The organism is Eubacterium sp. 3_1_31, assembly GCF_964249515.1.
In the GTDB taxonomy this organism is placed as follows: Bacteria; Bacillota_I; Bacilli_A; order Erysipelotrichales; family Erysipelotrichaceae; genus Longicatena; species Longicatena caecimuris.
This window is the reverse complement of the sequence record NZ_CAXUBY010000024.1, coordinates 1-19532: the sequence shown is the minus strand read 5'-3', so window position 1 is coordinate 19532 and position 19532 is coordinate 1. Positions and strand designations below refer to the sequence as shown.

Annotated in this window: 17 protein-coding genes and 2 pseudogenes; 17 read left to right on the top strand and 2 right to left on the bottom strand. The window is 41.2% G+C overall.

The window, feature by feature from the left end; translation table 11 throughout:
* Nucleotides 1-12: 12 nt before the first annotated feature.
* The 6 genes and pseudogenes from ACESSZ_RS10305 to ACESSZ_RS10280 all read left to right on the top strand — a co-directional run bounded on the left by ACESSZ_RS10305 (nt 13) and on the right by ACESSZ_RS10280 (nt 4876).
* Nucleotides 13-600: an MptD family putative ECF transporter S component gene (locus tag ACESSZ_RS10305; RefSeq protein WP_499842785.1), complete on the top strand. Its 588-nt coding sequence runs from the start codon at nt 13-15 to the stop codon at nt 598-600.
* Nucleotides 600-1325 (top strand): energy-coupling factor transporter transmembrane component T, encoded by a 726-nt coding sequence (locus ACESSZ_RS10300; RefSeq protein ID WP_379689562.1) that lies wholly within the window; start codon nt 600-602, stop codon nt 1323-1325. The genes ACESSZ_RS10305 and ACESSZ_RS10300 overlap by 1 nt, the downstream gene beginning before the upstream one ends.
* Nucleotides 1326-1339: 14 nt before the next feature.
* Nucleotides 1340-2812, top strand: coding sequence for an ABC transporter ATP-binding protein (locus ACESSZ_RS10295; RefSeq protein ID WP_379689564.1), 1473 nt, complete (start codon nt 1340-1342; stop codon nt 2810-2812).
* A gap of 178 nt (nt 2813-2990) precedes the next feature.
* Nucleotides 2991-3590, top strand: a pseudogene (locus ACESSZ_RS10290) (ABC transporter ATP-binding protein); the annotation flags it as partial.
* Nucleotides 3591-3612: 22 nt separating this feature from the next.
* A pseudogene (locus ACESSZ_RS10285) lies at nt 3613-3983 on the top strand (metal-dependent transcriptional regulator).
* A 467-nt stretch (nt 3984-4450) separates the two neighbouring features.
* Nucleotides 4451-4876: an RNA polymerase sigma factor gene (locus ACESSZ_RS10280; protein WP_379689565.1), complete on the top strand. Its 426-nt coding sequence runs from the start codon at nt 4451-4453 to the stop codon at nt 4874-4876.
* A 59-nt stretch (nt 4877-4935) separates the two neighbouring features.
* On the opposite strand, the gene ACESSZ_RS10275 is transcribed toward ACESSZ_RS10280, so the two are convergent.
* Nucleotides 4936-5310: a helix-turn-helix domain-containing protein gene (locus ACESSZ_RS10275; RefSeq protein ID WP_004797313.1), complete on the bottom strand. Its 375-nt coding sequence runs from the start codon at nt 5308-5310 to the stop codon at nt 4936-4938.
* 656 nt (nt 5311-5966) lie between these two features.
* Between ACESSZ_RS10275 and ACESSZ_RS10270 the strand changes: the two genes are divergently transcribed.
* From ACESSZ_RS10270 to ACESSZ_RS10225, 10 genes are all read left to right on the top strand, one after another.
* Complete coding sequence (locus ACESSZ_RS10270; protein ID WP_069432433.1) at nt 5967-6317, top strand: type II toxin-antitoxin system PemK/MazF family toxin; 351 nt, start codon at nt 5967-5969, stop codon at nt 6315-6317.
* A gap of 79 nt (nt 6318-6396) precedes the next feature.
* On the top strand, nt 6397-6558 hold the full coding sequence (locus ACESSZ_RS10265; protein ID WP_171905590.1) for a hypothetical protein: 162 nt from the start codon (nt 6397-6399) through the stop codon (nt 6556-6558).
* Nucleotides 6559-6613: 55 nt separating this feature from the next.
* Complete coding sequence (locus tag ACESSZ_RS10260; protein WP_499842784.1) at nt 6614-8290, top strand: recombinase family protein; 1677 nt, start codon at nt 6614-6616, stop codon at nt 8288-8290.
* A 321-nt stretch (nt 8291-8611) separates the two neighbouring features.
* Nucleotides 8612-10987, top strand: coding sequence for a DUF262 domain-containing protein (locus ACESSZ_RS10255; RefSeq protein ID WP_270373412.1), 2376 nt, complete (start codon nt 8612-8614; stop codon nt 10985-10987).
* Between the two features lie 47 nt (nt 10988-11034).
* On the top strand, nt 11035-12039 hold the full coding sequence (locus ACESSZ_RS10250) for a virulence RhuM family protein (protein ID WP_331866649.1): 1005 nt from the start codon (nt 11035-11037) through the stop codon (nt 12037-12039).
* Nucleotides 12040-13436: 1397 nt separating this feature from the next.
* Nucleotides 13437-13748 carry a PTS fructose transporter subunit IIB gene (locus tag ACESSZ_RS10245; RefSeq protein ID WP_331866648.1) on the top strand — a complete coding sequence of 104 codons (312 nt, stop codon included), beginning with the start codon at nt 13437-13439 and terminating at the stop codon, nt 13746-13748.
* Nucleotides 13749-13768: 20 nt separating this feature from the next.
* Nucleotides 13769-14857: a PTS fructose transporter subunit IIC gene (locus tag ACESSZ_RS10240; protein WP_008689627.1), complete on the top strand. Its 1089-nt coding sequence runs from the start codon at nt 13769-13771 to the stop codon at nt 14855-14857.
* Between the two features lie 154 nt (nt 14858-15011).
* Nucleotides 15012-15866, top strand: coding sequence for a class II fructose-bisphosphate aldolase (locus ACESSZ_RS10235; protein WP_008689626.1), 855 nt, complete (start codon nt 15012-15014; stop codon nt 15864-15866).
* 21 nt (nt 15867-15887) lie between these two features.
* A complete protein-coding gene (locus ACESSZ_RS10230; protein WP_132224383.1) occupies nt 15888-16757 on the top strand; it encodes a ketose-bisphosphate aldolase in 870 nt (289 codons plus the stop codon).
* Between the two features lie 313 nt (nt 16758-17070).
* Complete coding sequence (locus tag ACESSZ_RS10225; RefSeq protein ID WP_331866647.1) at nt 17071-17958, top strand: ROK family protein; 888 nt, start codon at nt 17071-17073, stop codon at nt 17956-17958.
* Nucleotides 17959-18153: 195 nt separating this feature from the next.
* Here ACESSZ_RS10225 and ACESSZ_RS10220 read toward each other — a convergent pair whose 3' ends face one another.
* A complete protein-coding gene (locus tag ACESSZ_RS10220; RefSeq protein ID WP_008978791.1) occupies nt 18154-18879 on the bottom strand; it encodes a sugar isomerase domain-containing protein in 726 nt (241 codons plus the stop codon).
* A 205-nt stretch (nt 18880-19084) separates the two neighbouring features.
* Between ACESSZ_RS10220 and ACESSZ_RS10215 the strand changes: the two genes are divergently transcribed.
* Nucleotides 19085-19438, top strand: coding sequence for a helix-turn-helix domain-containing protein (locus tag ACESSZ_RS10215; protein ID WP_008689622.1), 354 nt, complete (start codon nt 19085-19087; stop codon nt 19436-19438).
* The last annotated feature ends 94 nt before the right edge of the window (nt 19439-19532 follow it).

The window sequence follows — 19532 nt, the reverse complement described above, 5'->3', positions numbered from 1 at the left end:
GGGTTCTCTAAAATGGAAACAAATAAAAAGCTCAAAGCGAAAGACCTTATCAATGTCGGTATTTATACCGCTATCTACATCGTAATCTTTTTCGTTGTAGGTATGCTCAATGCAATTCCGGTGCTTTATCCGTTTTTGTATGTTTTGATTCCGTTAATTTCCGGTATTCCGTTCATGCTGTTTCTGACGAAAACTGAGAAATTTGGCATGGTTACGATTATGTCGGTAATCTGCGGCGTTTTCTGGTTCCTTATGGGCTATACATGGACGGCGGTTGTTGGCTATGTCGTATTTGGTATCATTGCGGATATTGTGCTAAAGGCAGGAAATTATAAGAGCTTCAAAGTGGATGTAATTGGCTATTGGCTGTTCTCCTGCGGCATGATCGGATGCCAGGCTCCAATGTGGGTAATGGCTGATACATATATGGCGCAGGTGGAAACTTCTATGGGAGAACAGTACGCAAGTGAATTAGCCCGTTATATGCCGTCCTGGATGGGGATTGCCGCAGTTGCTATCATCTTCGTAGGCTCTCTGTTAGGCGCATTGCTTGGGTATAAGATGCTGAAAAAACACTTTGAAAGAGCAGGCATTGTATAATGGAACGATATGAGGCTTATCAACCACCCGCCAAAAAAGGATTCTATCTTGATCCACGCACAAAAATTTTGTTTATGGCTTTCGTCACCACGTTGATGTTCTTCGTATATGAAAACCTTGCGATGGATGCTGTGGTGGCGATAATCCCGTTGACCTTGCTCCTGATAAACCGTCAGGTGCGGACAGCCCTCATTTATGGGGGACTGTTCGCCCTGGCAGTTGTGGCAAAGCTGACACAGGGGATGTATGTATTGCCATCTGTCCTTAACATGATTTCTGTTCTGCTGGTTGCAATGGTAATCCGCCTGTTCCCAATTTTTATGTTGGGCTATTACATTATTGAATCTACCTCTACTGATGAATTTGTGGCCGCTATGGAGAAATGGCACGTCCCGGAGGCGTTCATCATTCCCATTACCGTTGTGTTTCGGTTCATTCCTACGCTGGGTGAAGAATCGGCTGCGATCACGGACGCCATGCGGATGCGTGAAATCCAGTTTGGAACAAAGAAGTTCTGGCAGAATCCTACCGCACTTCTGGAATACCGGGTAATTCCGCTGATGATGTCGGTTGTTAAGATCGGTGATGAATTATCTGCGGCGGCTCTCACCAGAGGTTTGGGAGGCTTAAAGCACAGGACGAGTATTGCGGCCATCGGCTTTACTGCGTATGACCTGATTATTGCGTTGCTCTCGGTTGACCTGCTGGTCTGGTCGTTTTTGTAGGAGGTGACAAGTCTATGATTGAATTTCAAAATGTCACTTTTACTTATCACAGTACGGAGAGAGAAAGCGGCGTTTATAACCTGAATCTGACGATCCCTGATGGACAGGTTGTTTTACTCTGCGGGGAATCCGGCTGCGGCAAAACGACCCTTACCCGCTTAATCAATGGGCTGACGCCGGAATATTATGAAGGAAAGCTGAATGGGGTAGTTCTTGTAAACGGAAAGGATACGGTAAAGACCCCATTGTATGAGCTGTCTAAAACAGTTGGTTCCGTATTCCAGAATCCCCGTTCCCAGTTCTTCAATGTGGATACCACCGGAGAGATCGCCTTTGGCTGTGAAAATATCGGATTACCGAAAGAAGAAATATACCGGCGCATCGGACAGGTCACAGGCGAGTTAAAGATTCAAAAACTGCTTGACCGCAGCCTGTTCGCACTCTCTGGCGGTGAGAAGCAGAAAATAGCCTGTGCATCTGTCTCCGCTATGGAGCCGGACATCTTTGTGCTGGATGAACCGTCCTCCAACCTTGATGTTGCTACGATTGCTGATTTGAAACAGGTTGTTGCAAAATGGAAAGCGATGGGAAAGACGGTCATTGTTGCAGAACACCGGCTGTATTATCTGATGGACATAGCAGACCGGGTGATCTACTTAAAAAATGGGCGAATTGAGCAGGATATGTCTGCCGCCGCATTTGGGCGGCTCGGTGTGGAGCAGCTTCAATCAATGGGCCTTCGCTCCCTCCATCCGGCTAACTTCAGCAAGGTACCAGCGACATCTTTGGGCAGCGGCTCTATTGAAATCAGAAACTTCCTGTTTTCCTACGGAAAGATGGAGGCAATGAATATCCCGCAGCTATCCGTTCCGCAGGGAGCGATTGTGGGAATCCTTGGGGACAACGGCGCAGGCAAGACCACTTTTGCAAAGTGCCTGTGCGGATTGGAGAAATCGGCAAAAGGTACGTTGCAGATCGGGCAGGAAACGCTTGGTGCAAAACAGCGCATTAAAAAGTGCTACATGGTCATGCAGGACGTAAACCATCAACTTTTTACAGAAAGCGTGTCGGATGAAATTCTGTTGAGTATGCAGGGCGAGGACGAGCAGGTCGATAAGAAGCAGACGGAAGAAATCTTAAAGAGTCTGAATCTGTTGGAGTATCAAGAACTGCATCCCATGTCCCTGTCCGGCGGTCAAAAGCAGCGGGTAGCCATTGGAAGTGCGATTGCATCGGATAAAGAGATCCTGGTGTTTGACGAACCGACCAGCGGCCTGGACTATCATCATATGCTGGAGGTTGCCGACAATTTGCAGCGGCTTAGTGATATGGGAAAAACGCTGTTCATTATTACCCATGACCCGGAGTTGATCGCAAAATGCTGTAATTATTTCGTGTTCATTGAGCATGGCAAGACAGTATGGAGCGGCGGATGGACAGACGGGAATAAGAAGCGGATTGCAGACTTCTTTTCCTTTGCTGGATGAACTGTGATTTGTAATAACAGACCGATTTTTAACTGCCACAAAGTGTATTTAGGCGTCTTATAATGCTTTGCAATACATTTTGTGGCGGGAAAATCGGATCATTGTGAGTGCCTTTGTTATGAGAAGGCAAAATTTTTTAAGCGTAGGATAACTAAGTTCGCTTTTTTTGTTAGCACACATTGCCCGTTTCTATGATGTGGACAGCGGCGAGGTCACAGTAGGCGGTGAGGATGTGCGAAACATGACCTGTGACAGTTTGCTCCGCAATATCTCGATGGTCTTTCAAAAGGTCTATTTGTTCCACGATACCATTGAAAACAACATCCGTTTCGGCAATCCAAGTGCAACGCAGGAAGAAATTATAGAAGCTGCGAAAAAGGCTCGGTGCCACGACTTCATTATGGCTCTTCCCGATGGATATGAAACGGTGATCGGCGAGGGTGGCTCTACGCTGTCTGGCGGAGAAAAACAACGCATTTCTATTGCCCGCGCCATTTTGAAAAATGCCAACATTGTCATTCTTGATGAGGCAACAGCAAGTATTGACCCCGAAAATGAGCATCTGATCCAGCAGGCAATCAGTGAATTGACCATTGGAAAAACGGTTATCGTTATCGCCCACCGTCTGGCAACGATTGAACACGCTGACCAGATTTTAGTGGTGGATAAAGGTCAAGTTGTTCAAAAAGGAACACATCAGGAGCTTGTTCATCAGGAAGGACTTTATCGTCGTTTCATTACAATCCGTGAGCAGGCAGAGGGCTGGAGCATTGCCTGATAATTTGAGGGAGAAGCGCAATATGAAACTTCATGCGTCCGGGAAGGACTACCTGGAAACCATCCTTGTTTTCCAAAGAAACTCGGTATGGTGCGCCCCGTAGATGTGGCCCGGCACATGGAGATCTCAAAGCCCAGCGTGTGCCATGCAGTGGCTACCTTGCGGGACGGCGGCTTTCTTATGATGGACGAAGATCACTTTCTCCATCTGACCGATGTTGGCCGGGAAGTTGCCGAAAAAATCTACGAGCGTCACTGCTTCTTTACCGAGCAGCTTATCACCGCAGGCGTTGACCCCAAAACTGCGGAGGCCGATGCCTGTCGTATTGAACACATCATCAGCGATGAGAGTTTTGACCGGCTGAAAGAGGTAGCCGAACAAGAGCAAAACTAAAACCGAATAAGCCAAGCGATCCTGCCCCGCAAGACGGGGAAAGAAAAAAACCGTTGCAGGGCAGGCAGCTTTGTGCGCCCAAAATGGATTTTCCAGGTACTGCGGCGGTTTTGAGTAACATCAAGGCCGCCGTTCCTTATGCCCTCGACAAAGGAGTGACGACTACACGCTGACACGGCGGCTTTAGGAGGGAGCCGCCGTGAAGCAAAGACCGTTTCGACATAATTCGGCAGGAATTTACCTGTCAAAAAAAGCCTGACCGCCAATCGGCCCCCATCTGCTTATGAACAGGCACTATCGTGGCTGGTCCATAAGCGTCATAAGTCCTCTTTTAGCAGCGCCAGCCGCCGTTCTTCGGATGCTGGCGCTTTTGTTTGTCGTTTTTTCGGGAATTTCCCCGAAAGGTGTCGCTCACCGCCTTCATTTCGGTTCACCCGTCAACCCGTGAATCGAAATGGAGGTACATAATGCAGAAGATCAATCTTCGGGAACTGTATCCCGATGTGTATAAAACCGATGTCTTTGTAGACGTGGCCGAGGAAGTCGTGGCCGCGATCCGGGGCCAGGAGCAGGACGATGCCGCCTATGAACGCCGGAAGTTCCGGCACAAGGCTCACTACTCTCTGAACCGGGAGGATGGCATTGAAAACGATGCCCTCAACCGGCCACTCACCCCGGAGGGAGTCCTGGAGCAGAAGCAGCTGCGGGAGGAAGTGTATGCCGCGCTGATGCAGCTGACCGCCATCCAGGCCCGGCGTATCTACGCCCGGTTTTACCTGGGCATGACGGTGGCCGAGATCGCTCGGATCGAGGGTGCTGACCGCCGCCGCGTGTGGGAGAGCATCCGGCGCGGACTGAAGAAGCTGGCGCGGTTGCTGGATACGGCCCAATAACCTGACCGCCGCATAGCGGCAAAAAGAGAGCCGGTGGAGGTTTTTATTCCTCCACCGGCTTACTTATTCTCTAAATGTTCATCTGGGTCAACCCCAGCCGTCTGCACCATCTCTTTTAGCTCATCAGTCAACGCACGGGTCGAGTTTAACAGCACTTTTCTGGCAGCCGGAGGGCACGAAAGGTAAAGCTGCCGCATATCGTTGGCGGCTTGCTCATCTTCAGGCAGATCGAGATTCATCAGGGAATCTAAAGATAAATTCAAGACTTTGCAAAAAGCGCGCAGAACCTCAAAAGAAGGATTCTTCACCCCTCTTTCGCAGCCTTGAACGTGCTTTAGAGAAACGTGGCTCAGATCTGCGAGTTCCTGCTGCGTCAATCCTTTTTCCTTACGCGCTTTTTGTATCCTTCGTCCCAGCTCTTTTATCAGTTCCATAGGCACTATCGTCTCCTTTATCATATTTTATCGTGCCCATTTCCTTGCAGGAAGAACCTCATAAAAGGCGTTTTTGAGTACGATAGTACCTATTTTGTTGTGCTTGTAAGGAGATGGCGCTGTCCGCAGCTTCTATGAAGGGACAAGGCAAAATATTTTTTTTAAATAAATCGCAGTACAGACAGGACAAATCGCCTGTTTTTGTCATGGCTGTCAAGAAGGAGCTTTTCTTTCGCTGACCTTTGACAACTGAATACACGGCAGAACAGGTACATAACCCGCGCATGAGCGAGTGCAGGACGCCGCGAAGATGGAGCAGCCAGGAGGTGATGGACAAGCTGTTTCGGAGCGATCAACGTCCCTGCGACCCGGATGGTGGCACATCCGGCGCGATGAGGGCGCGGGGGCTTAAAGATACTTCCTCACGGCCCGCCAAAGACTTGGGGGGAACCCTGCGGCACACGATACGAACGATGCTGCGGAGTTATGACAGCCGCGCCAGCGGAGACCTGTTGTGTTCCCATCGTCAGGGGGCGTGGCAAATATGACGAGTAATCCGAACAGAATAACAGTAGCCGCACCAGGTTTTTTATCCGAAGATTTCTTTCAGACTGGTGCGGCTGTTTAAGTATTAAGATATTAAGGAGGCGAGAGTGATGTTTGAAAAATTCCATCGAGGTGACATATATTCGGCTGATTTAAGCCCTGGTATCGGCTCCGAACAAAGTGGCTCTCGTCCTGTACTCATTCTTCAAAACAACGTGGGAAATTGTTTCAGTCCTACGATTATTATTGCAGCAATTACCAGTGTAAGCAAAAAAGGCAGAAAGTTCCCCACGCATTACCACTTAAATGACAGATGCGGTTTGGTGAAACCATCTGTTGTTATGCTGGAACAGATCAGAACAATCGACAAGTCGAGGTTAAAAAACTATATTGGTCATCTAAACAAGGATGACATGGAAAACATAAACAAGACGCTCTTGTGCAGTCTGGGGATTACATAAAAGTGCCGAAAGGCCGTATCATTTTCAGGCTGTGCAAGTAGAGTTATAATTTCGTTAGGAATTGCGGAGGTGATTCTGAATGGAGAATATCCAGCATAAAAGCGCATTGATTCCTTCAGATGAAATCCGGTCAGAAGAACTTCTGGCGGAACAAAAATTTGAAGCGTTTATCACTTCGCTGGCACATATCATCGAGAAATATGGTATGAGAGTGCTGGGCGAGGTTGACGGAGCTGCGTGAGAATCGCAGCTTTACATAGGATATTTTCCAAAAGTAAATTTTGGAGGTATGAATTATGAACCGATATGGAAAACGCTGTGTTTTGTATCCGAGGGTCAGCACAGAGATGCAAGTGGACGGATACAGCCTGGAAGGTCAAAAAAATATGCTGACACGATTTGCGGATCGTGAGGAAATGATCATTGTTGATACTTATGAAGATGCCGGTAAATCCGGTAAATCCATTGAGGGACGGCCTGCCTTTCAAAAAATGCTCAGAGATATTGAGGATGGCTTGGACATTGACTATATTTTAGTGTATAAGCTGTCACGGTTTGGCCGTAATGCAGCAGATATACTTAACTCTTTGGAGTTGGTTCAATCTTATGGTGTAAATCTGATTTGCATAGAAGAAGGGATTGATTCCTCTCAGACAAGCGGAAAACTTTTGATTTCTGTACTATCTGCTGTGGCTGAGATTGAGCGTGAGAATATTATCGAGCAGACGATGAACGGACGGCGCGAAAAGGCACGGCAAGGTGGATGGAATGGTGGCTTTGCTCCCTACGGATATACACTGGAAGATAACAAGCTGATGATTGAAGAAACAGAGGCTGTGGCAATACGGAAGATTTTTGAATTATATACTTCATCGGAAATCGGTTTGGGTGGTATTGCGAATCAGTTGAACTTACAAGGTATACGGAAAATTCCGAGGCAGAATGGCACATTAGAGGATTGGACAGGACATTTTATTAAACTGATATTGGATAACCCGGTTTATTGCGGTAAAATTGCCTATGGACGGAGAACGAAGGAAAAAGTCAAAGGCACAAAAAACGATTACCAGATGAAAAGAAATGACGATTACATTCTGACAGAGGGACAGCATAAAGGAATCGTTAGTGAGGAGGTATGGGAAAAGGCTCATGCCAAGCGTCTTAGAACCGGAGTAAAGCAACCGTCAAAAATTGGGCGGGATCGAGTTCATTTGTTATCAGGTCTGCTGAAATGCCCGGTTTGTGGAAGTCCCATGTATACGAATAAACACGCATGGACAAATAAAGATGGCACTTACAAAGAAATTTACTATTATGTATGTAGTCGGAATAGGATGGTCAGGGGTAAGCATTGTGAATATAAGGCAATGCTGAAAAAGACCGATATTGAACCGATGGTCATTGAGGCAATTCGTGAGATCGTAAGGAATGAGGAATATGCCCAGGCCATTAAAAAACGGATTGGCGTTCAGATTGACACGAAAGCAGTGGATAAAGAACTGGAGGGCTATCAGGCAAAGCTGAAGGAAGTTGATCTGAATAAAACAAGATTGGAACGGGAAATTGACAGTCTCCCTGCTGATGCAAAATACCGGGAACGAAAGCTCCATGATATGACCTTGCGGTTAGATTCCCTATATGATGTCATTGTTGAGCTGGAGGAAAAAATCGAAGATGCCAGACTTCGGCGAGATGCAATTAAGCAACAGGCAATTACTCTTGAGAATATTTACAAAATCATGGTGAATTTCGACTGCGTTTATAATATAATAAATGACGAAGAAAAGAGAAATGTGGTCACAGCCTTGATTAAGGAAATTGAAATTTACAGGAATGACGAGTCTGAATATCCGCTAAAGCGGATTGGCCTGAATTTTCCGGTGTTCAAGGATGGCGGGGAAGTTACGGAACTTTTGTGGGACAAAGGGAATACCGTTGAGACGGTATGTCTGTTGTCCAAATTTCATACATAGCAGAATATAGGAGTGGAACTCATAATGAGTGAGATAAATTTGACAGCGGCGGAGAGTAAGGCGACTTATGAGGAAATTGAGGAGTATATTTGAGTGACATAACGTAAAGGTTTCATCATTGTATATAGCACAAATAAAACAAAAATATGGAATTCTTGAAAGAGATTGCTATAATAACTAAAGCACAAAGAATCAAAACCACCGCAATGCCCACTGGAAAATGATTGAGGAAGCTCTATGGTATTTTATGATGATTTAATAAGAATTATGAAATGGTTCTATTAGATAAAATAAATTGTTAAAGACAAAGGAGAAGAGATTATGCAACCTTATAGGGTTTGGGTGTTTTCAGATTTAATTGAAAAAAATAAAAGAGTGTTCAAAGTGCCGGTATATCAACGTAATTATGACTGGTCCAATATACAGTGTGAAAAACTTTATCAAGATATTATGAAGGCAAATGAAAGAGACCATAAACATTTCACGGGAACAGTTGTTTATATTGTTGGTCTTGATGGCAGCAACTTAAATGAAGCGTTGATTATAGACGGACAACAGCGCATTACGACTGTGTATATTCTTCTAAAGGCTCTTTACGATGCAGCAAAAGAGGTATCAGTTAGAATAGAAACCGAAATAAAAGAAGTAATGTTTAATAGAAATTGCGATGAAAAATACAAGATTAAATTAAAGCCTGTGAAATCAGATAATGAGCAGTTGTTATTATTGATTAAAGATAAAATCGATGAAATGGATAGAAACTCCAATATCTATAAAAATTATATTACTTTCAAAAACTTGATTGAAAATACATTGGCATCGGGTTCAGAGTTGAATGATATTCTTAATGGTATTAAAAAATTAGAAATGGTAGAAATTGTCCTAGATAAATATCAAGGAGATGAACCGCAGAAGATTTTTGAGTCTATCAATTCAACTGGATTGGAATTAAGCCTGGCAGATTTGATTAGAAATTATTTGCTTATGGACGATGAAAATCAAGATGAACTTTACGAGAATTATTGGTCTGAAATCGAAAAGAATGTAGGTTATCGAAATCTGGGCGATTTTGTTATAAATTTCTTGAATTCACAGATAAGTAAGTCTGTAAATAGTAATAATGCATACCGTTTATTTATAGAACATTGTGAAGAAAATAGCTTAAGCCATGAAGATATACTAAAAAAATTGAAGAGAACATCAAAATATTATGGAGCTTTTATAGGTGAAAATGATAATTACAATAAGGAAATCTCAAATTATCTGAGGGCTTTTTATACGATTAAGCAAACAACAATTATTCCCCTTTTGTTTAGGATTATGAATGATTATGAGGACAAGAATATTGACGAAGTAATTCTTTGTAAAGTGCTAGATTATTTACTTACATATCTTGTTAGAAAAACTGCTTGTGAAATCAATAAAAATTTGTCAAAGTTCATGAAGTCGATGTATGATAGAGTGATTGATGGGAATTATGATAATTACTATGAAAAATTCGTAATTTTTCTTAATGATGCAAAGTCAAATGATCGTATGCCAACAGATAAAGAATTTGAATATGCACTTATTAATAATCCGTTATACAAGAAACCGATTTGTAAATTTGTGCTTTCTGTAATTGAAAACTCCACTAAGGAGCATCTTGATGTTAGTAATCTAACAATAGAGCATATTTTGCCACAAAAAGAAAATTCTGCAGTATGGAAAAAAGAAGTTGGTGATAATTATAGTGTGGTATATGAGAAATACCTGCATACACTCGGGAATTTAACGATTACTGGGCATAACAGTGAACTGGGAACAAAGCCCTTTAATGACAAGAAAAAAATTATTCGTGAGAATTCAAAGGCAAATGTTTTGAATAAGGAAGTTTTATCGGCAACTAATTGGAATGAGGAAGCAATTTTAAACAGAGCAAAGACGCTTTCAAATATTTTGATGGATAAATTTAAATATATTGAAAAACACGCTGATGTTATTGAAACACATGAATTGAGCTTTGGAGTTAATAGTGGTATTAATTTTTCTAATACGAAACCAGAGGAATTTTCATTTGTTGGCGAATACGTTAAGGTGTTAAGTTGGACTGACTTACTTGTAAAATTCATTAATATTGCTTATGACTTAGACACAGAAACATTTAATGATTTAGCTAAAAAGGATTATTCAATCCCATATGCAGATAAAACATATATAAGTAATGATGAAAGAAAAATTCGCAAGGCTAGACAGATTGATAATAGTGGCATATTTTATGAGACCAATCTATCATCAAATAATATTATTTCATTTATTAAAGATTTACTTTTAAGAATGAAATTGGAAACAGATGATTTTAATTTTTCTCTTTCAGAGGCACCTTTTGATATTGATGATGAAAATACTTGGCTAGAAGGGTTAGTGCCAGTTGGAAAATTGTTTTATAATTTGATTGAGGCACTTATAAATAAATCAAAGATTACGGTGTCTGAAATGGAACAACTGAAAACAAAAGAATATACAAAATCACTATTTCACGCCACAGATTATCCGGCAGTTGCAAATCATAGAACAGACAATATGGGGAATTCCACTCATAAAAGATATAGGGCGAAAGCGCTACAGTTTCATGATACTGATATTTATATATCCACACAGTTCTTTGAGTCTGATAGGGATGCTGTGATTGAATGGTATAAAGGGCATTTAATTTAATTAAAAAGTGCAATGGGCATTGCACTTTTTAGAAACGAGGTGTATGTATGAATAGCCGAGAAAATATGGAACAGAAATCAAATATCATCATTTATACAACAGAAGATGGCTTAACAAAAATCGAAACGACTTTTGACGAAGATACCGTATGGTTATCCATTGACCAGATGGCTGAATTATTTCATAGAGACAAATCGACGATTTCAAGGCATATTAAAAATATCTTTTCTGAGGGGGAGTTGGTGAGAGAATCAGTTGTTGTAAATTTTGCAACAACTGCATCAGACGGAAAGACATATCAAGTTGATTATTATAATCTGGATGTTATTATTTCTGTGGGTTATCGTGTAAAATCTAAGCGTGGTACGCAGTTCAGAATTTGGGCACTCAACATATTGAAAGAATATATGCGAAAAGGTTTTGCATTAGATGATGAACGACTTAAAAATCTGGGTGGCGGTGGTTATTTTAAAGAACTACTTGAACGAATCAGAGACATCCGTGCATCCGAAAAAGTATTTTACAGGCAAATTCTGGAAATATATGCTACGAGTATTGATTATGACCCAAAAGCAGAAATATCTATTCTTTTCTTTAAAAAAGTACAGAATAAAATTCACTACGCCATTCATGGCCAGACGGCGGCTGAAGTTATTTATACAAGAGCGGATGCAGAAAAAGATTTTATGGGACTTACAACATTTGTAGGAAATCAACCAACCTTGAAGGAAGCTATTATTGCCAAAAATTATTTGAGTGAAAAAGAACTTCGGGCAATGGGACAGCTTGTGTCAGGATATTTGGATTTTGCAGAGCGCCAGGCGGAGCGTGAACAGAAAATGACCATGAAAGATTGGGCAGAACATTTGGATCGTATACTTACAATGAGTGGAGAACAGTTGTTACAGGGAAATGGTAGTATTTCTCATAAGCAAGCTATCGATAAGGCAACAGATGAATATAAGAAATATAAAGCAAAAACTTTCAGTGATGTAGAAGAAGATTATTTGAACTCTATAAAAATGTTGGAGAAAAAGACAGATAAGAAATAAAAAGATATGCGATTTGGCTTGGACAATGATATACATGTCGAAACTGTCTGTCTGCCTTCCATAGAAGTGAAATTGATAATGAGTGAGTTGGATTAAGTGATGCAACCTATGGAAAAATCAAGAGTAATGTATTGGAACAGGCTAGTTTGAAGGTTGGCAGCTTATATATTGCATAGTAAAAATATGGAAGTATTGAGTGAATGTAATCTAGCAAACCTAAAAGTGTTAGTTCAAAAACTAATTTGTCCTACTGGAAAAGGGAAGCAATAAAAAATGTATTAAATTTTTTAAGATGATTCAAAACTGTATGATAAAATTTTATATAGAGTATTTGCTTAAACACAAATGAAAAGCAAATGCTCTATTTTCTTGCTACCATAACATAATGAAATGGAATTTAAAATTCCTATTAGAGTAGGGATAGATATCGAGTATGATGCTGTTTTTATGCTGATTTGATCTGAACGAGTGCAGAAATCTGCAACTCACCATACCGTGCTTTGTAGTATACTTCAATCTTCAAGCACATGATAACAAAATAGATAAGAAATTCAAATAAGAAAGATTTCGCTAAGCACACTTATTCATACCTATGTGTGCCTTGAAGCGAAGCAGAAAGGAATGATTGGTTTTTATGAAATAATATAAAAATGCCGGTTTAATGTCGGTATATAATTTACTTTTGTCAGTATACTATATATAATATAACAATTTTTTAGCATCGAAATAATATGTAACTAATTTGGGAAAAAAACAAGATTAGACAATCGTGTTTTTCTCTAAACTAAATTTAAAAATATCACTATGAGGATGACACGAGATTTATCATTCAGAACCGAATGCTTAATAGAAATACTATAAAAAATTTGAGCGTTTGGAAAGAATTACATAATTCGGATTTTAACCGTGTATAATTCGAGGCGGATTAAATCGTTTTGTAATGACACCAAGGAAGTGAATTTCACCTATCAATACTATTGGTATTGTTTCCAAGCTGAATATTATAGGGAACATATGCTCATAGTGATATTGCAACGTCCTTTGTAACTTGGATTTTTTCTGAATTCCAGTCATATATTATGAAGAATTATTAGAGATTAAAGACGGATGAGAATAGTACCTTTTCAGATGCAGCCACACCCTGCATCTTTTCTTTTCGCATTTTCCTCCATCCATCCCTACCACTTTCATCACACAATCAATCCTATCTTTACTCCAAAAAACTTCCACATTATTCTTCCTGCTCCCTTTCCCACAACCTCAAAAAATACCGCATTATTATTTCCGCCCCTTTTTAAAATAAGGGAAAAATTACCGCATTAAAAAGCCCTATAGAAATAATCCCATCTCCTTTCTTACGATTATAATATAGACAGTTAAGAAAGGAGGACGTACAAATGAAAATAGTTGCTGTTGCTGCTTGTACATCCGGTATTGCTCATACGTATATTGCGAAAGAAAAACTGATTCGTGCTGCTGAAAGTCTGGGACACACGATTCACGTAGAAACTCAAGGGACTATTGGAACCGAAGATGAATTAACACCGGAAGAAATCGAAGCTGCCGATGTTGTCATCCTGGCAATTGACATTGCCATCACGGGAACAGAACGATTCGAGGGGAAACGAACTGTTAAGGTTCCAACCAATGTTTGCGTAAAAGCGCCAAAACAGTTACTTCAGAAAATCGAAGCTGAATTAAACAAATAAGGAAAGAGAGGAAAATTGAAATGAAAAAATTGGGAGCAGAATTGAAAAGACATGCCCTCACTGCCATCTCCTACATGCTGCCGCTGGTTGTAGCAAGTGGTCTATTGATTGCTATTGGTAATTTAATGGGTGGCGAAGTTGTTACAGATTTAAGTAAAATGACAATTCCAAGTGCTTTAACTTCACTTGGTGTTCTGGGAATGGGCTTATTGCCATCCTTTATCGCCGGTTACATCTCATACTCAATTGCTGATCGTCCAGGTATTGCCCCAGGTTTCTTAATGGGACAGATTGCATCCTTCTTAGGAGCTGGCTTCTTAGGTGGTATGGTCGGAGGTTACATCGTTGGTTACATCGCACTGTTCATCCGCAAGAACTTGAAAGTTCCTCACTGGGCAGAAGCTTTAATGCCTATGATGATCATTCCAACCTTATCTGCTATTCTTGGTGGATTGCTGATGTACTTCGTTATCGGTACACCAATCGTTTGGGCTACAGAAGCCTTAACAAACTTCATTACTGGTCTTGATAAGAGCGCAAAAGTTCTGTATGGCTTCATTATTGGTGCACTTGGCTGTATCGACTTCGGTGGACCTATCAGTAAAGTACCTAACCTAATCTGTGATGGTCTGTTACTGGAAGGAATCCAGGAACCAGAAGCAATTAAAGTATTAGCTGCTATGGTACCTCCACTAGGTATTACCTTATCCTTCGTATTCTCTAAATTCATGAAGAAAAACATCTATACTTCAACCGAAGTAGAAAACATCAAAGTTGCCTTCCCTATGGGTCTGTGCATGATTAGTGAAGGTGTTATTCCAATTGCTATGAACGACTTAATTCGTACGGTCATCTGTACAGCAACCGGTTGTGGTGTTTGTGGTGCTATCAGCTTTAGCTTAGGTGTTGCAAGTGCTGTACCATCTGGTGGTGTCTTCGTAATTCCGGCAATGTCAAATCCAATCGGTGCATTGTTTGCGCTATTGGCAGGTACTTGTGTAACAGCGATTCTGCTGGTATTGATCAAGAAACCAAGAACTGCTGCTGATGAAGTACAGGAAGAAGAAGTAGAAGAGGAAATGGATTTATCTGATATCAAGATTTCCTAAGATGACATGTTGAAAAAAACACGATTGGTGCTATCTAAGAAAAGGTGGTTAAACCTTGAAGGTGCAAGGGACGATATAAGGGGTTGTTCCTGCCTTCTCAAACAAACCTACGCTTAACCAGTACCAATCGTGACATTCAACAGAAAGGGGTTCTATGTACGTATCTATGAAAGGCATGTTACAACGTGCCAATGAAGGCAACTATGCCGTTATGGCCATCAATTGCTTTAATATTGAAACGGCGCGTGCCGTTATCAACGCAGCACAAGAGCTGCGTGCTCCAATCATCGTGAACATTGTGCAGGAGCATATGGTCAATCATTGTGACAGTGCATTGATTGCGCCAATCGTTAAGCTGTTAGCAAACCGTGCCAGTGTTGAAGTTGCCTTAAACTTCGATCATGGTGAAGATGTCGGGCTGTTAAAAAAAGCCCTGCAAGATGGTTACAGCAGTGTTATGGTCGATGCTTCACGTTATGATCTAGAAGGCAATATCCGCATGACGCGTGAAATCGTTGACTTCGCCAAACAGTTTGACGCCAGTGTAGAAGGGGAAATCGGCTGCATGGGCGCAAGTGCAGGGGATAACTTTACGAATGAGGATATGAAAACCAATCCGCAACAGGCATTGCGTTTTGCCCAGGAAACCGGAGTGGATGCCTTAGCCATCTCCTTTGGTTCATCACACGGCAATTATCCAAAAGGCTATGTGCCGGAATTTGACTTTGAACGTCTAAAAGAAATCAAAGCATTAACAAACATGCCATTGGTGCTGCATGGCGGCAGTGGCTCAGGGGATCAGAATATAGAAAATTGTGTTCAATATGGTATTAATAAAATCAACGTTGGCTGTGACTTCATGAATGCCAATGTCGCAAGTATCAAACAACAGTTAGCAAAAGACCCTGACATCAATTACTGGGTAATGATGCATCAGGTAGAAAAAGACAGTCAGGAAATCATTAAGCATTACATCAAACTATCAAAATCACAAGGGAAATCCCTATAAGGGAAAAGGAGCGTAAAACTTATGTTAATGAATATGAAAGACTTATTAAAAGTCGCACAGAAAAATCACTTTGCTGTACCTGCATTCAATATCGGTTCAGACCAGCTGTTAAAGGTTGTAATGAAGAAAGTGAAAGAATTAAAGAGTCCGGTTATCCTGGAAATGAGTCCAGATGAATTTAACTTCGTGGGAAATGCACAGATTCAGGCAATGATCTACGAAGCAGCACAGACAGATGTACCGGTATGTATCCACCTTGATCATGGAGATTCTTATGAAACTGCTGTACGTGCTATCCGTGCCGGCATGACTTCGGTTATGATCGATGCATCTAAGCTGCCTTATGAAGAAAATGTAGCGATTACAAAGAAGGTTGTAGAAACTGCACATATCGTAAATGTATCTGTAGAATCTGAATTGGGAACCATTGGTACTACTGGCAATTCCATTGAAGGTGGAACGGAAGGTGTTATCTATACCGTGCCTGAAGAAGCAAAACAGTTTATTGAAGATACGGGTATTGATACTTTCGCTGTAGCAATTGGTACCGCACATGGTATTTATCCAAAAGATATGAAACCAGAATTACGCATTGACATCTTAAAAGACATTACAAATCAGGTAGATGTACCATTGGTATTACATGGTGGATCTAGTAACAAGGATGAAGAAATTGCGGCTGCTGTAGCAAATGGTATTTGCAAGATCAATATTTCCAGCGATATCAAGGTTGCTTTCTATACACAGTGTCGTAAGACATTGGCAGAAAATCCAGGCTATCGCGAACCACTGGAAATCTATCCAGACGCAATGGAAGCTTGTGGAAAAGTAGTCGAAGAAAAAATTCGCTTGTTCAACTCCAACGACAAAGTGAAGTGCTATTACGAATAATCTGCTTTGGGGATGAAAGTCCCCTTTTTTTCTTAGTGAAAGATGTCTGTTTAAGTGCTGTGATGGATGTTGTGCGCTACTGGTGAGGTTTTTGTCAATTGCTAATATTGCATACTTTGGCTGAAGATAGATCCTTAGCTGGATGTTAATTGCTATGACTAAAAGCATACTTTGGCTGATGCAGGTGGCACATGCACAAGAAGGATATTGCTAGTACAGCTTTTAAAGGAATCCTTATAAACAGGCAGTACAACTTAAAAAATATGAAAGAAAGGATAGGTATAGGAAGGATGTTCTTATACTAGGTAAATTTATGAATTATGCAGTGGGTATTGATATCGGTGGTACAAATACCAGAGTAGCACTGATTAATGAAGCTTATGAAGTTTTACAACGCGAACAGTTTGCGACAGATCCCCTTCATCCTGCTATCACGTTTCAAAGAATAGCAGATACGATTGCCGCTTTTGGACATACGGTAAAAGGGATTGGCGTATCTTGTCCAGGGCCTTTGGATCTGGTACATGGGGTAGTCTTAACTCCGCCCAATCTTCCTGGCTGGCATCATCTTCCTCTTACCAAGGAGTTATCCACAGTGTGTCAAGTGCCGGTTATTTTAGAAAATGATGCAAATCTAGCATGTTTGGCAGAGGCTGCAATCGGGGCAGGAAAAGGATATTCGCATGTACAGTTTTTAACGATATCGACAGGTATCGGTACTGGTTTAGCTATTGATAAACAGCTTTTCCATGGTGCCCGGGGCTTTGCCCAAGAAATTGCGAATTGTATCTTTTGGAAAGATGGACCTTCACAGGGGGATTTAAAGAAAGGCAGCATTGAATCTATTTCCAGTGGTACTGCCATTACCAAACGTGCACAAGAAGCCGGTTTAACGGTTGCGCATGCCGGTGAAGTCAATGATTTGGCAAAACAGCGCAATGTGGCAGCAATGCAGATCATGGAGGATGCCAAGGAGTATTTGGCAAATTTAATGGCGACTTTCTATGCTGTTTTAGATCCGGATATCTTTGTCTTAAGTGGTAGTGTAGCATTAAAGATTGAGGGCTTTATTGAAGAGATGGAAGCACGTGTGAAAGAAAAAGTATATGATGCCTTAAAAGATAATGTGAAGGTGGTAAAAGCACAATTGGATGAAGATTGTGGATTGATTGGGGCCGCCTATCTTGTCTTTCATGCTTAAGGCATGCATCGTTTAAATAAAAAAAGCATACAAAAAAAGCTGGTTCGTAAGTGTATTACCGACTTCTTTTCCTTGGATGTCCAAATTTAGGGATTCACTTACTGTTTACAACCAGCTTTTCTATTTAGTTTTCTATGTAGGTAAAGATCAAATCGTTTTTCAATCTCCCAGAGGATCTGTTACCTGCAAAGCATTCTACTTTTTAATAACGTAGGCATCAAACAGCTTTTGGTTATAGGCGTCTGCTCCATCCATATTACTGGATTTAAACACGGGAGCATCTACCCCACGCTGTTTCAAATCTTCCACAAAGCATCCCATCAGCAATTGTGCCAGATAGCATCCGGTCAGCGTACTGATTGGCCCCATACGTGTTTCCTTATCAATATCCACTCCGGCATCGCCATAAGGAGCGACATTATCTAAGACAACATCAGCTAACTCAAACAGACGCTTGCCACTCTCATGACGGCTTTTGATCGTCTTTGAATGAGATAAGGAAGTAATCGCAATAATCTTAGCACCTTTTGCTTTTGCACGCATCATATACTCAATCACCAAAGGATTACGTCCGGAGTTGCTTGTGGCGATGATGACATCGCCATCTTCAATGTGATATAACACATCCAATACATCAGCGTAAGCCGCCGTACGTTCCACATGGGTACTCTTGGTAGGATGGGTTGCCAAAGTCATCTCAATCTCAACGATTGGATAAATTTTTGCATAACCGCCAGCTCTTGCGTACACATCCTGACCGATCATGTGGGAATGGCCTGTTCCAAAGGTATATAAGGTATGACCATTTTGGACAGCATCTGCCATCAGTTTTGCGCCTTTTTCAATAGCATCTTCATTGGTTTTTGTGGCATTTTCCATCGCCTTCATCACAACTTCGTGATAGGTTTTAAAAAACTCCATAATGCACCTTCTTTCTTTGCATTCAGTATACCATGAAAGAAGGAGTGAGGCGTAGCAAAATTATACAGATATACACAATCTTTCTAAAAAATATACATTATAGTGGATTTGTAAAAATAAATAGACGATAATACTCTTTATTTTGGTATCGTAGAGAATGTTTAATCAAAATATTTTATAATGTACATACTTAAGGAGTGGGAGTATGGCAAAAACAACGGAGATCAACCAAGCAATTGGTTATGCGATCAAAGAAGGGTTAGCACGGAAACATATGACACAATCAGAATTAGCGGGAATCGTAGGTTCTACACAACGTTCGATTTCGTCTTATGTGACTGGGAATACACAGCCGCCATTAGATATACTAACCCATATCTGTTTGACGTTGGAAATTAATATGAATCAGATTTTATTAATTCCGGAATTTCATAATCCACATCGTATTGTTAAGGAAAAGGATGAGCTGGAGTATATGGCCTTGTTGGATGGATTAAATGCTTGTGGGAAGAAGGATTTTATTCAGACAGCCAAACAGATTCGCAAACTAATTAAGTGACAGTGCCAACGGCGCTGTCAGACTGTCGACAAACTCAAATGAGTTAGTTGATGGTCTTTTTAATATATACAGAAAAGATGATAAGGAAAATGGT